13 protein-coding genes are annotated in these 14078 nt (G+C 55.2%); 2 read left to right on the top strand and 11 right to left on the bottom strand.

Annotated elements, in window-relative coordinates; all coding sequences use genetic code 11:
• Positions 1-296: 296 nt before the first annotated feature.
• The 9 genes from purF to pdxB all read right to left on the bottom strand — a co-directional run bounded on the left by purF (position 297) and on the right by pdxB (position 9303).
• The gene (purF, locus tag G163CM_RS01685) at positions 297-1814 is read right to left on the bottom strand and encodes an amidophosphoribosyltransferase (protein WP_108473563.1); all 1518 of its coding nucleotides are present in this window, start codon (positions 1812-1814) and stop codon (positions 297-299) included.
• 33 nt (positions 1815-1847) lie between these two features.
• Entirely contained in the window at positions 1848-2336 is a 489-nt protein-coding gene (gene cvpA, locus G163CM_RS01680) for a colicin V production protein (protein ID WP_015963619.1), read from the bottom strand.
• Positions 2337-2490: 154 nt separating this feature from the next.
• Positions 2491-3192, bottom strand: coding sequence for a cell division protein DedD (gene dedD, locus G163CM_RS01675; protein ID WP_231826632.1), 702 nt, complete (start codon positions 3190-3192; stop codon positions 2491-2493).
• Positions 3182-4450 carry a bifunctional tetrahydrofolate synthase/dihydrofolate synthase gene (gene folC, locus G163CM_RS01670; protein WP_231826631.1) on the bottom strand — a complete coding sequence of 423 codons (1269 nt, stop codon included), beginning with the start codon at positions 4448-4450 and terminating at the stop codon, positions 3182-3184. The genes dedD and folC overlap by 11 nt, the downstream gene beginning before the upstream one ends.
• 72 nt (positions 4451-4522) lie before the next feature.
• Positions 4523-5437: an acetyl-CoA carboxylase, carboxyltransferase subunit beta gene (gene accD, locus G163CM_RS01665; RefSeq protein ID WP_231828311.1), complete on the bottom strand. Its 915-nt coding sequence runs from the start codon at positions 5435-5437 to the stop codon at positions 4523-4525.
• Between the two features lie 153 nt (positions 5438-5590).
• Entirely contained in the window at positions 5591-6250 is a 660-nt protein-coding gene (locus G163CM_RS01660; protein ID WP_231826630.1) for a DedA family protein, read from the bottom strand.
• A 28-nt stretch (positions 6251-6278) separates the two neighbouring features.
• Entirely contained in the window at positions 6279-7091 is an 813-nt protein-coding gene (gene truA / locus G163CM_RS01655) for a tRNA pseudouridine(38-40) synthase TruA (protein WP_015963614.1), read from the bottom strand.
• Positions 7091-8104, bottom strand: coding sequence for an aspartate-semialdehyde dehydrogenase (locus G163CM_RS01650; protein WP_231826629.1), 1014 nt, complete (start codon positions 8102-8104; stop codon positions 7091-7093). The genes truA and G163CM_RS01650 overlap by 1 nt, the downstream gene beginning before the upstream one ends.
• A gap of 62 nt (positions 8105-8166) precedes the next feature.
• On the bottom strand, positions 8167-9303 hold the full coding sequence (gene pdxB, locus G163CM_RS01645; RefSeq protein WP_231826627.1) for a 4-phosphoerythronate dehydrogenase PdxB: 1137 nt from the start codon (positions 9301-9303) through the stop codon (positions 8167-8169).
• 111 nt (positions 9304-9414) lie between these two features.
• Here pdxB and flk point away from each other — a divergent pair, with 111 nt between their 5' ends.
• The gene (gene flk / locus G163CM_RS01640; RefSeq protein ID WP_231826626.1) at positions 9415-10419 is read left to right on the top strand and encodes a flagella biosynthesis regulator Flk; all 1005 of its coding nucleotides are present in this window, start codon (positions 9415-9417) and stop codon (positions 10417-10419) included.
• A 102-nt stretch (positions 10420-10521) separates the two neighbouring features.
• Here flk and G163CM_RS01635 read toward each other — a convergent pair whose 3' ends face one another.
• Entirely contained in the window at positions 10522-11856 is a 1335-nt protein-coding gene (locus G163CM_RS01635; protein ID WP_231826625.1) for a PTS sugar transporter subunit IIC, read from the bottom strand.
• Positions 11857-12091: 235 nt separating this feature from the next.
• On the opposite strand from G163CM_RS01635, the gene G163CM_RS01630 reads away from it, so the two are divergent.
• Positions 12092-12814 carry a GntR family transcriptional regulator gene (locus G163CM_RS01630; protein WP_231826624.1) on the top strand — a complete coding sequence of 241 codons (723 nt, stop codon included), beginning with the start codon at positions 12092-12094 and terminating at the stop codon, positions 12812-12814.
• Between the two features lie 17 nt (positions 12815-12831).
• On the opposite strand, the gene G163CM_RS01625 is transcribed toward G163CM_RS01630, so the two are convergent.
• A complete protein-coding gene (locus G163CM_RS01625; RefSeq protein WP_231826623.1) occupies positions 12832-14010 on the bottom strand; it encodes an MFS transporter in 1179 nt (392 codons plus the stop codon).
• Between the last annotated feature and the right edge of the window lie 68 nt (positions 14011-14078).

The raw sequence follows: 14078 nt of genomic DNA, 5'->3' as shown, positions 1-14078 counted from the left end.
ATTGACAGCATACTACTCCGCCATATAGACAAAACGAAGGGTCGAGAGGGTTTTGTAACCAATGAAAGCAGTTTTTCTTACCACCCCATTAACCCCTAATTGGCATTATCCACATATTAAAAATGGTTAATGGGCGGTACTATAAAATTTATGGCGGTGATGTTTATCCGGTTTGTTCACACTATTGAAAAACGGATTCTGAAAAATGTGAGGAAGACGAAATTACAGCGAAAAGAGAGGGATAGAATTGGGGGACAGAAAAGAAAACGCCAGGGGTTTCCCTGGCGTTAGACACGTTAACCTTCGTTATGCATCTCTAAGTTTTCCACTTCGTTCTGCAACTGCACCGCTTTGGCGTCGTCGTTACGCAGGGAATCGAGATAATCGAGGTACTGCTGATCGACATCTTTGGTGACGTATACACCGTTAAACACCGAACATTCAAACTGCTGGATATCCGGGTTTTCCGCGCGTACCGCGTCGATCAGATCGTCCAGATCCTGGAAGATAAGACCATCTGCGCCGATTATCTGACGGATTTCGTCAACTTCACGACCGTGAGCAATCAGTTCGGTGGCGGTTGGCATGTCGATTCCATAAACGTTCGGGAAGCGAATTTCCGGTGCCGCTGACGCCAGATATACCTTCTTCGCCCCTGCTTCACGCGCCATCTCGATAATCTGCTCTGAGGTGGTGCCGCGCACAATGGAGTCATCAACCAGCAGGACGTTTTTATCGCGGAACTCGGCACGGTTAGCGTTCAGCTTACGGCGAACGGATTTACGACGCAGTTGCTGGCCCGGCATGATAAAGGTACGGCCAACGTAGCGGTTTTTCACGAAGCCCTGACGGTACGGTTTACCCAGAATACGCGCGATTTCCAGCGCGATATCGCAGGAGGTTTCCGGAATCGGGATCACCACATCGATGTCCAGATCTTCCCACTCGCGGGCAATCTTTTCACCGAGTTTGGTGCCCATATTCACACGCGCGCTGTAAACGGAGATCTTGTCGATAAAGGAGTCCGGACGCGCGAAATAGACGTACTCGAACAGACACGGGTTGCTGACCGGGTTGTCCGCGCACTGGCGGGTGAAGAGCTGACCCTTCTCGGTGATGTACACCGCTTCGCCCGGCGCGACATCGCGCAGGAACTCAAAGCCCAGGGTATCGAGCGCCACGCTTTCGGAAGCAACCATATACTCGGTGCGGCCATCGCCAATATCGCGTTTGCCCAGCACCAGCGGACGGATACCGTTCGGATCGCGGAAGGCGACCATACCGTGACCGATAATCATCGCCACGCAGGCGTAAGCGCCACGGATTTGGCGATTAGTCGCGGCAATCGCGGCGAAGATGTTATCGGCTTCCAGCGGATAATGGCGGAAGTTGTCGAGTTCGCTGGCGAAGATATTCAGCAGGATCTCGGAATCAGAGGTGGTGTTGATGTGGCGGCGCTTCTCTTCGAACAATTTTTGACGCAGTTCGTGCGCGTTGGTCAGGTTGCCGTTATGGGCAAGCGTAATGCCATACGGGGAGTTGACGTAGAAAGGCTGCGCCTCAGACGCGCTGGAGCTGCCAGCGGTTGGGTAGCGCACGTGGCCAATCCCCATGTTGCCCTGCATACGCTGCATATGGCGAGCTTCAAAGACATCGCTGACCAGCCCGTTTGCCTTGCGTAAACGGAAGCAGTTGTTCGCATCAATGGTGATGATGCCCGCGGCATCCTGTCCACGATGCTGCAGCACCGTTAACGCATCATAAATCGACTGGTTGACCGGCATAACACCGGCGATACCGACAATACCGCACATACGTCTTTTCCTCGTTAAGCCACATCTCAGGACTTATGTCCTGGGCAAGAAACTTGACGAGCTTTGCAGATAGTCAAAGAACCATCTGATGATGAAACTGAACTGCGGGATAAGCTGCGATTTATGCCAGTCTTCGCTTTTCGCCACGCCGGTAAAGGTATCGAGGAAGAACAGAATGGCGGCGACGATTAATACCCCGCGCAGCGCACCAAAGCAGATGCCCAACACTCTGTCCGTTCCCGACAAACCGGTTTTTTCCACCAGTTGACCGATAACGTAGTTAACGATAGCGCCGACGATAAGCGTCGCGATAAACAGTACCGCGATAGCAATCCCGTTGCGAACCAGTTCATCATCAAAGCCCGTGAACCAGACGGACAGGTAAGTGTAGTAATGACTCGCGACAAAGAAGGCACAGCCCCATGTCACCAGCGATAACGCTTCACGAACAAAGCCACGGATAAGGCTAACCAGACAGGAAAAACCTATTACCGCGATAATGGCGTAATCAATCCAGACCATATGTGTCCCACGATGCTACGCCCTGTCATCCGGTTCGGGGCGCATTCTAACAGAAAAAGAAAACGTTTGCGTAGGGATTTCCTTTCCCTGCGAAAATAAAAAAGGCGCTGAAAAAATGTTCAACGCCATCGCTTATGGAGGGGTCAGGTCGCCTTTAATTCGGCGAATACCCCATCACCACCCCGCTCAGCCCGGAGATCTGCTTAAGCTCGCCAAGCGAGCCTTTCAGTTTATCTTTCGACGCATCAGGCCCCACCAGGATGCGGGTAATTTTACCCTGAACCGGCGTGGAAGGCGACGTGTATACGCGATAGCCAGCACCGCGAAGCGACGCGACAATCTCGTTAACTTTATCGGCGTTTTTCAGTGCGCCAAGCTGAACAACGTACGCCTTCCCTTCCGGGGCCGGTTTTTCAGCTGGCGTCGGTTTGGCTGGCGGCGTTTCGGTCGCGGCGGCGATCTGCTCGCTGGCAACATCACGCGTTGGCTGCGGCTTCGGTTTCGGCGGCTCAACCGGCTTGGGTTTTGGCTTCGGTTGTTCCACCTGCACCGGCGCAGGATCGATGCCGTTATTGTTTGCCGCAGCAAAACGCCCCGGATCGAGCGACGGTGCTGCCGCATCGCCCGCCCTCACCTCTTCCGCCGCGCCTTCCGGCGGCTGAGCTGGCAGCGCCTGCGTCGCCGTCGGCAGCATATCGGGCTCATCCCGGTCGCCCGGTTTTGGCACCAATGGGATCGCGGCAAACTCATCCTGGTAGTGTTTTTTCTGCCCGTCGAGCAGCCCTGGCAGCACGATGACGCCCAGCGCTACCAGCACAATTGTCCCGACTAAGCGGTTCTGAAACTTACTTGCCACCGGTTCTCCCCGCGTCTAACTCTTCCATTACATGCGCTACCGTGTGGAATGAACCACACACCAGCACCGTATCTTCTGGCCCGGCATCGGCCATCGCCGCGTGCCACGCCTGCGCCACACTGGCGTAGACGGTTCCTGCGCGTAAGTGTTTCACCAGCTCTTCAGCGGTGGCCCCGCGCGGCCCTTCTAAAGGCGCACAATACCAGCTATCGACAATACCTTCCAGACACGCCAGCGTACCGGCGATATCCTTATCATGCAGCATACCAATAACCGCCAGAACGCGCCCGGTCAGCGGCTCAGATTTGAGACGCCCGGCGAGATACGCGGCGGCATGCGGGTTATGCGCGACGTCCAGAATCACGCGCGGCGAGGTCTGGATTGTCTGGAAGCGTCCCGGCAGAATCGCACTGGCGATGCCTTCGCGAATCGCCTGCTCAGTGACGTTAAGACCGCTGGCGCGCAGTGCCGCCAGCGCAGTGGCGGCGTTCGGCTGCGGCACCTGCGGCAGGGGCAGCGCATTCAGGCGGCCTGTCGCATCGCTAAACCACCAGCTTTCTGCGTCCACGCCATACTGCCAGGCAATATCGCGTTGTAACAACTGTGCGCCTTTTTCACGCGCCACATCAGCGATCGTTGTTGGCATATCCGGCTCACCCACAACGGCCGGACGCCCGGCGCGGAAGATACCGGCTTTTTCACGGCCAATACTTTCGCGATCCGGCCCCAGCCAGTCGGTGTGATCCAGCGCGATGCTGGTAATGACCGCCACGTCCGGATCAACCAGATTCGTCGCATCCAGTCGTCCGCCCAGCCCAACTTCCAGAATCACCACATCCAGCGCGGCCTGTTTAAATAACCACAGCGCCGACAGCGTACCGTATTCGAAATAGCTCAACGAGATATCGCCACGCGCCTGCTCGATGGCGGCAAACGACGCCGTATGCGCGCTTTCTGCGAGTTCCGCGCCCTGCACGCGTACGCGTTCGGTATAACGCACCAGGTGCGGAGAACTGTAAACACCCACCTTGTAGCCCGCCGCAGTCAGCATCGCTTCCAGCGTCCGACAGGTGGTCCCTTTGCCGTTAGTTCCGGCAACGGTAAAGACAAATGGCGCTGGCTTCTGCACGTTCAGCCGGGCAGCCACCTCGCCCACGCGTTCCAGACCGAGGTCGATGGTTTTGCTGTGGAGGTGTTCCAGATAAGAAAGCCACGTAGCCAGGGGCGACGTGGCCTGAGGAATAAGTTTGTTGTCCATGGTGCCCGCGATTTCTTTAACGGTGATGAGAAGCAAAAAGGGCAGCGCCGTCTGGCCCTGCCCTTTGCATTATCAGGCCTCTGGTTCCTGATCCGGTACCGGCGGTACCACCACACTTTCGTGGGCTTCATCCGGATGTGGCGCCGGAAGATTCATGAGCTTCGCCAGGATGCTCGCCAGTTTCAGGCGCATTTCAGGGCGACGAACAATCATATCGATTGCACCTTTCTCAATCAGGAACTCACTGCGCTGGAATCCCGGCGGCAGTTTTTCACGAACGGTTTGTTCGATTACGCGCGGGCCGGCAAAGCCGATCAGCGCTTTCGGTTCTGCGATGTTCAGGTCGCCCAGCATCGCGAAGCTCGCCGATACGCCGCCCATGGTCGGGTCGGTCAGAACGGAGATATACGGCAGACCACGTTCCTGCATTTTCGCCAGCGCCGCAGAGGTTTTCGCCATCTGCATCAGCGACATCAGCGCTTCCTGCATACGCGCGCCGCCGGATGCGGAGAAGCAAATCAGCGGGCAGTTATCTTCCAGTGCCTGCTCAACCGCACGGACAAAACGCGCGCCGACCACGGAGCCCATCGAACCGCCCATAAAGGCGAATTCGAATGCCGCAGCCACTACTGGCATTTCGTGCAGCGTGCCTTTCATGACCACCAGCGCATCTTTCTCGCCCGTTTCTTTCTGAGCAGACGCCAGACGGTCTTTGTATTTTTTGGAGTCACGGAACTTCAGCACGTCTTTGGGCTCAAGCTCGCTTCCCAGTTCCACCAGCGATCCTTCATCCAGCAGGCTATGCAGGCGATTACGCGCTGACATACGCATGTGGTGGTCACACTTAGGGCAAACCTCCAGGTTACGCTCCAGCTCGGCGCGGTACAGAACCTGCCCGCAGCTGTCGCACTTGGTCCATACACCCTCAGGAATGCTCGCTTTGCGTGTAGGGGTGATGTTGCTTTTAATTCGTTCAATCCAGCTCATTGATAACCTTTCTGCCTGAACCTGGTCGATGCCAGTTTTGTCATAAGGGGCGCATAATGCCATTTTTGCCCCTTACAGACCATGAATGTTGCACATTAAAACATAACAGCCCGAAACTTTGGACAAAAAAGTGGTCGAACCGCGAATTCGCGCTTACTTCGCTTGTTTTGCCGCCGCGCGACGATGGCGCACAATCTCGATAATTCCCGGCAAAATTGAGACCACAATAATGCCGACAATCAATAACTTAAGATTATCCTGAATCATCGGAATCGTGCCAAAGAAGTAGCCTGCATAGGTGAACAGCAGTACCCACAGCACCGCGCCAATCACGTTATAGGCTGCGAAATGACGGTAGGACATGTGCCCCATCCCGGCGACAAACGGTGCGAAGGTGCGCACAATCGGTACGAATCGCGCCAGAATAATCGTTTTTCCGCCGTGTTTTTCGTAAAACTGGTGCGTTTTATCCAGGTAGCTGCGGCGGAAAATTTTCGAGTTCGGGTTACTGAATAGTTTCTCGCCAAACAGTCGTCCAATGGTGTAGTTCACCGCATCGCCCGCTATCGCCGCGATCAACATCAACACAACCATCAGATGCACGTTGATGTCGTTGGTGCCCAGCGAAGCCAGTGCCCCGGCGACGAACAGCAGGGAATCCCCCGGTAAAAACGGCGTAACAACCAGGCCTGTTTCACAAAAGAGAATTAAAAACAGAATGGCATAAACCCACACGCCGTATTGCGCGACGAGCTCTGCCAGATGCACATCAATATGTAGAATAAAATCAATGAGAAAGTGAATCAGATCCATAATTGTCTTCAGCCTTTGTGAACTGCTCTCAGTCCGCTAAAAATAGCGGCCCCATGGGTACGCGCGGCAGGTCAAAACGTTCCGGGTAATCAACAGAAACCAGATACAGACCTTCCGCTTTCGCCGTTGCTGCCGCCAGCGTTCTGTCTTTTGCGGCTAACAACTCAGCAATCCAGCTCTCTGGCTGGTTTTGGGCGCCGACTTCCATCAAGCTGCCGACGATATTCCTTACCATATGATGCACAAAGGCATTCGCTTTGATATCCACCACCACATACGCGCCATAGCGAGCAACATTAATATGCATAATGTTGCGCCACGGCGTGCGTGACTGGCACTGCACCGCGCGGAACGAAGTGAAATCGTTCTCGCCCAGCAAACACTGGGCGGCACGGTGCATCCGTGCTTCATCCAGCGGTTGATGATAGTGGGTCACCCCCTGGCTCATCACCGCCGGACGCAACCGATGATTGTAGATGATGTAGCGATAACGGCGAGCCGTGGCGCTAAAACGTGCATGAAAATCTTCCGGCACATGTTTCACCCAACGCACGGCAATGTCACCAGGTAAATTCGCATTTACACCCAATGTCCACGCCGCGTCTTTGCGATCGGCGGTGGTTTCAAAATGCACTACCTGCCCGGTACCGTGTACGCCGGAATCGGTGCGGCCAGCGCAAAACACGGTAATCGGTTCATTAGCCACCTGCGTGAGCGCCTTTTCCAGCTTCTCCTGCACGCTGCGTACTTCATTCTGACGCTGCCAGCCATAATATTTGCTGCCGTCATACTCAATGCCCAGCGCAATTTTATAGACGGGCTGTTGCTGCACTTCCGACATTAGTACATATACTCCTGCACTAATTTTTCAGCGATTTTCACCGCCATCAGCGCGCCGCCAAAGCGTACGTTATCGGCGACCGACCAGAACTGTACCTGTTCCGGCATACCGTAGTCATTGCGCACACAACCGATAGAAAGATGCGCGCTGCCGGAAGCATCGCTGACCTGCGTCGGGAATTCATTCTCTTCAGAGAGCACGACATCTTCGCCACGAGCGAAAGCATCCCGGGCTTCGTCGGCTGCCAACGGACGCATCGCTTCGAATCCGACCATCTGCGCATGACCATAGAAGACCGGCGACTGAACGCAGTTAGCGGAGATAATCAGGCCCTCGTCCTGCAAAATTTTGCGCGTCTGATCGACGATGCGCTGCTCTTCACGCACGATACCTTCACGATTTGGCAGCAGCGGCAGCATGTTGAACGCCAGCTGGCGACCAAAGAAATCGTCATCATCAATCGGAATACCGTTGAGCAGTTTTGCACTCTGCCCTGCCAGCGCATCCACTGCTTTCTTGCCGTGCGATGAGGCAGAAAGCAGGCAGGTCACGTTGATGCGCGCCAGGCCGCCCTGGTCGATTAGCGGTTTCAGCGCGGCCAGCAGCTGGCTGGTCTGGCTGTCCGGCACGGCTACCAGGTTACGGTTACGATAATCGGCCAACACAAACGGGTTCACTTCCGGCACCACCAGCGGCACATCTGGTTCGAGCGCGAACATCCCGCTCAAATCAATAACCAGGCAGCCTGAGTTGGTAGCTTCTTCCACGTAAGTGGACGTGGCTTCCACGCCCGCCGCAAAGAACGCGAGTTGAACCTGCGTCCAGTCGAATTGTGCCGCATCCTGAACGCGCACGGTTTTCCCGCCAAAGCGCAGAGATTCCCCGTCACTTTCGCTGCGCGCCAGCGCATAGAGCTCACCTACCGGGAACTCTCGCTCCGCCAGTGTTTCAAGCAGGGCTTCCCCAACGGCACCCGTTGCGCCCAGTACGGCAATATTCCAGCCTTCAGACATGGTGATTTACTCCAGAAATAGCGACGTGCCTCGCCGACGGGCAAGGCACAAAAGAAATAATCTTAACGAATTGGGTGATGCACAGCGTTAAACCCGAGCTTTTTCAAAAGCGTAGCCGCATCTGCGTCATCGCACTGGACATACAGCGACGACCACTCGCGGCGCTCAAGGTAATTCTTACGCAGCTTGTCAAACTCACCCGGAATGCCCGCCACTTTTCGCAGCGGCGCATCATCGCGGCGCACATCATACACCAAATGCACCAGCCTTTTCAGCGTTGGCTGGCAGAGCTTACCGTGCAAGGTGATGCGGCCGAATTCCGGCGGCGGCAGCAGCGTATCCAGCGCCACCTGCTGCGCCTGACCGATAAACTTGCTATAAGCTTCAAACACCTGGGTGGTGCCGCGCGCTTTGCCTTCCAGCGTATAGCCTGCAATGTGTGACGTGCCGATATCCACTTTATCGAGCAGCGCCAGGTTGAGATCCGGTTCCGGCTCCCAGACGTCGAGTACGACGCTCAGGTCCTGACCGGCTTCAAGGCATTTTAACAAGGCGGCGTTATCCACCACCGGGCCACGGCAGGCGTTAATTAAAATCGCCCCCGGTTTCAGGCGGCGGATCAGCGCCTCATCCGCCAGGTGCAGCGACTTATACGGGCCATCTTTAAACAGTGGCGTATGGAAGGTCAGAATATCGGCTTCCTGCACCAGTTCATCCAAAGTGCGGAAATCGCCTTCGTCGCCATTATCGGCACGCGGCGGATCGCACAGCAGCGTACGTACACCTAACGCTTCCAGGCGTTTTTGCAGGCGTCCGCCCACATTACCGACACCTACAATCCCGACCGTACGGTCAGTGAGCGTGAAACCGTCACGCTCAGCGAGATACAGCAGCGAGGAGAAAACATATTCCACGACCGCAATGGCGTTACAGCCAGGAGCTGCGGAAAAACCAATGCCCGCCTGCGCAAGCCACGCCTGATCGACATGGTCCGTACCCGCAGTCGCCGTGCCAACAAATTTAATCGACTGATTCGCCAGCAGGGACTCGTTCACCTTCGTGACGGATCGCACCATCAGCGCGTCGGCGCCCGCCAGTTCCGCAACCGGAATGGGGCGCCCAGGAACAGCCTTCACCTCACCCAAACGGCTGAAGAGCTCACGGGCGTAGGGCATATTTTCATCAACAAGGATTTTCACGTTACGGTACCTGTCTGAGAACGAGAGTTAACCGGGGAAGTGTGCCATAATCTGGCCGCCAGGCATACTCGACTTCCTGGTTAAGTAAAGCAATAAGGTTAAGGATAAATCATGACGCAACCCATTTCAGGTATGCCCTCGCGCCCTCCGGGGGAAGGTTCAACCACTACTTCCGTCGCCGGAGAACAACCGCTCTCCACGCAGCAGCGCACGGTACTTGAACGCCTCATCACGCGTCTTATGGCGTTAACCTCACAAACGAATGCGCAGGTGTGGGCTGGCGTGCGTCACGATTTGGGGTTGAAGAACGACGCCCCGCTGGTGTCGCGTAATTTTCCTGCCGCCGAGCAGAACCTGAATCAGCGCCTCGAAACGGCGCAGCAGAATCTCAGCACCCGGCAAACCCTGTCACAGCTGACGGAACTGTTGAATCACGGTAATAATCGCCAGGCGGTGAGCGATTTCATCCGCCAACAGTACGGGCAAACAGCGCTGAGCCAGTTGACGCCCGACCAACTGAAAAATGTGTTGCAGCTGCTGCAAAACGGTCAACTGTCGATTCCGCAACCGCAGCAGCGTCCGGCGACCGATCGCCCATTGCAGCCAGCCGAACACAATACGCTGAATCAGCTTGTGACCAAACTTGCCGCCGCCACGGGCGAGTCGAGCAAGATTATCTGGCAGTCGATGCTGGAGCTTTCCGGCGTGAAAACCGGCGAGTTGATTCCGGCCAAGCATTTTACAGCGCTGGCGACCTGGTTACAGGCGCGTCAAACGCTAAGCACCCAGCCCGCGCCGACGCTCAATGCCTTGCAGGCCGCGCTCAAACAGCCGATGGAGCCGCACGAATGGCAGGCCCTGAAGGATTACGGCCAGCAAAACTGGAACATTACGCCACAGACGGTGCTGACGATGACGCAGGTGCAAACGCTGCTGAATCAGCTGTTCCTTAAGCGCGTCGAGCGTTCGCAGGACACGCTGGATGTGCGTTATGTTCAGCCCATCACCAGCCCGTTCGCACCGCTTATTGAGGCGTATAAATCTGCCTCTGCGCGCCCTGGCCTGATGCTGATTGTGGTCATCGTGGTGATGGCGCTGTTATGGATGGTGTTTTAAGCCTGCAATGACAACAGGCGAATGATGGTGGTCATCACCGCGTCATCATCATTCGTTCCGTAATAAGTTCGCCCTCCGTTTGAGATTACACAACGTGCGCTGCTATTCATTTTCAGATTGCGTGGCTGCCGACATATTCACTTTATTCGCGGCAATCACGAACGGCAGATATACCAGCGTAGAGACGCCTAAACACAATACCCCGACAAATAAAGCCAGCCAGTTTCCACCCGACGCAAAGAAAGCAATCAGCGGGCCGGGCGTGGTCCACGGCACGGCGTAGGCCATCGGCGGAATAAACTCCATCACAATAAAGAAATAACCAATCAGGGAATTAATAAACGGAACCAGTACAAACGGAATAATAAGAATGGGGTTAAGCACAACGGGCAAACCGAACATAACCGGTTCGTTGATATTAAACAGGCCAGGCACAAAGGCCATTTTTGCCATATCGCGATAATCCTGACGGCGTGAGGCAATAAATATCGCCAGCAACAGACCGAGCGTCATGCCCGAGCCGCCGCAGTTGGCGAACGCATCGTTAATTCCCACCCAGGTGATAGGATATGGCGCACCCCAGGTTGAGCCGTGCGATGCAGCATAAGAGAGGTTTTCCAGATTCGCTTCCGAGAAAATCGTTTCGCGAATTGCCGCCACCGTATTCGGCCCGTGAATGCCGATCACCCACAGGAAGTTAGAGACCAGGCCGAGAATTAAGACGGTGACAATATTGGTTCCCATATCTTTCAGAGGAGCCTGAATCAACGTGTAAATAAGATCGTTAAGCCCGTTGGGGGAGATTTTGGTCAGCAGATAGTTCATGACCGAAAAAAGGATCATCACGAAGAATATCGGCAGCAAGACTTTAAACGATCTCGCCACCGCAGGCGGCACGGCGTCGGGCATCGCGATGGTGACTTTCGGGTTACGCGCCAGACGGCAAAAAACTTCGCTGGCAATCAACGCGACAATCACCGCCACAAAAAGCCCCTGTGGCCCGAGAAATTTTGTTGTCAGATAGGTCTGCCCATCAATCACTTTATAGGGCGTATAAACGACAAAGAATGCGCCAATCGCGGTAAGACCACACAGCAGATCGTCCTGGCGATACTGTATCGCGATATTACGCGCCACCAGGAAAGTGATCAGGATCGACATAATACTCACCGAACCATTCATGACCGGTGTAAATATTTGCTGCGCATCGGCAAGATTGGGAAACAGCGTGCCCAGATGCAGCAGGCTGGCAATAAAACCATCGGGCGACAGAATGGCAAAGTTGATTAGAATGATGAGCGAACTGGCCATCACTATCGGGAACGACAATATAAACGCATCCCGAATCGCGGAAACGTGGATCTGCGAATTTAACTTGATCGCAATCGGAACCAGTACCTTTTCCATCCCGCGCTCAAAGCTGTCCATTAGACTCATACTGAATCCTTATTTTATTGATGAGTGATCGGTTATTTCCTTGCCCCCGTCACCTTCCCGGCGAGAGCAATTGACGAGAACTGTAATCAGTATTAATTTCCTCAACCACTCATCGGATCACAGTTAGCGGGCAGAAAGATGTTCAAAAACAAGGATAAAATTGAACGTCACGAGGTAAATTGAATTAAAAATTTCGCTAACCCTATGTTTTTAAATCAAACACAGAGGTTCAAAAGTGGTTCATAAAGAGATTACCCGGCAGCTTAAGGCCAAAATCAACAGCCCGCTCTACAGCGTGGGCGACCTTCTTCCGGCGGAAAAAACCTTAGCCGTGCAGTACGGCGTCTCGCGCAATACACTGCGTAAGGCGCTGAAGGAACTGGAAGATCAAGGGCTCATTGAGCGTCGGCACGGCGCTGGAACCTGGATCCGCAATAAACATTTTCAGGCGTCGGTCACCCACCTCGACAGCTTTACCGAAATTGCGCGCAATGAAGGGAAAACGCCGTCCAGTCAGATTTTACGCTTCGAGCTGCAAACTCCTTCGGCGGAGATTGCCAAAAGTCTGCAACTGGAGGACGGCGAGCAGGTTTACTACGCTAAACGACTGCGCTTTATTGATAACGTGGCGATGCAGATGGAAGAAACGTGGCTTTCCGCCAGTCGTTTTCCTGACCTGACGCTGGCGCACATGAAAACATCGAAATTTGCCTATATCGAGAATGAGTGTGGCGTCCGTATACACGGCTGCTATGAGTCAATCGTCCCGGCACTGCCCTCCCCTGAGCTGGCGCAGTTACTGCAAATCAGCCAGCAGGACCCCATCATCAAAATGCATACGCAGGCTGTCGACGAGCAGCACAACCCTATCGATTATTCGATTCTGTACACCAATATGTTTGAGTTTCAGGTGAAGTATTTTTTGCCGAGAAAAACGGAGTTCAGCCCTCAGGAATAGAGGGCTGAGGAACACCATTACTTTTTACGAAACGCGACGAGCGTCACCACAATGCCCAGCAGCGCCGAAATCGCCCCGGCGAGGAAGACGGAAGGATATCCCGCCATTGTCGCCAGCGTCCCCGCCAGCGGGCCGGAGACACCGAGCGCGATATCCTGAAACGCCGCATAGCCGCCTAACGCCGTGCCGCGTACCTGCGGCGGTACCCGCTTGACCACTTCGACGCCCAGCGCCGGGAAAATCAGCGAACAACCTGCGCCGGTCAGCGCCGCACCGGCAAGCGCAATCCATGCATCCGGAGCCTGCCACAGCAGCGCCAGACCCACCGTTTCAACCAGCAGCGAGCCTACCGCTACCTTTACGCCACCAAAACGGTCAGGCATCCAGCCAAACAGAATACGCACCAGCACAAACGCGCCGCCGAAGGCCGTTAAGGTGAAGCCCGCCATCGCCCAGCCGTTGCTGGCAAAATAGAGCGACACAAAGGTACCGATTACCGCAAAGCCCACGCCCTGCAATGCCAGGCCCAGACCTGGCTGCCAGATAAGCCCAATGACGCTCCACAGCGAAGGCCGCTCCCCTGCGTTAGCGGGCACTTTACGTACGCTGCCGTTAAAGGCCCACGCCGCCACGGGCAACAGCATCGTCACCACGGCAAGCGTGGCAAAACTGTAATGGCTGTTGAGGAAAAGCCCCAGCGGCGCACCGACCGCCAGCGCGCCAAAAATCGCCATTCCGTTCCACGACATCACCTTTCCGGAGCGTTTTGGGCCAACCAGCCCCATGCCCCAGGTGAGTGTTCCGGTCAGCAACTGGCTTTCACCAAAGCCAAGAATCAGACGGCCCACAATCAACAGGCCAAACTTCACCATCGCATCGACGGGCAACAGTGCCGCCGCAAGCCAGGCCGCCCCGGCCAGCGCACAGGCGGCCATCCCCTGAAGCGCCGAACGCTTCGCACCGTACTGATCGGCCAGACGCCCGGCATAGCCGCGCGTTAACACGGTAGCAAGAAACTGAATACCCACGGCGATACCAACCATGGTATTGCCATACCCCAGCTCCTGATGCACAAACAGCGGGATGACGGGCAGCGGAATACCTACAGTCAGGTAAGTGAGAAAAACGGCAAAGGCAATACGGAACAGCGATCCGTTACCGGAAGATGCAGGAACAGATTGAGAAACTTCAGACATGCTTTACTCCAGAATGCAGAGTAAGGCGGGGAATAGACCACGCCTCCTCCACCTGATAATCAGGGTGT

The organism is Pseudocitrobacter corydidari, assembly GCF_021172065.1.
Lineage (GTDB): Bacteria > Pseudomonadota > Gammaproteobacteria > Enterobacterales > Enterobacteriaceae > Pseudocitrobacter > Pseudocitrobacter corydidari.
This window is presented reverse-complemented; position numbering and strand designations above follow the sequence as displayed.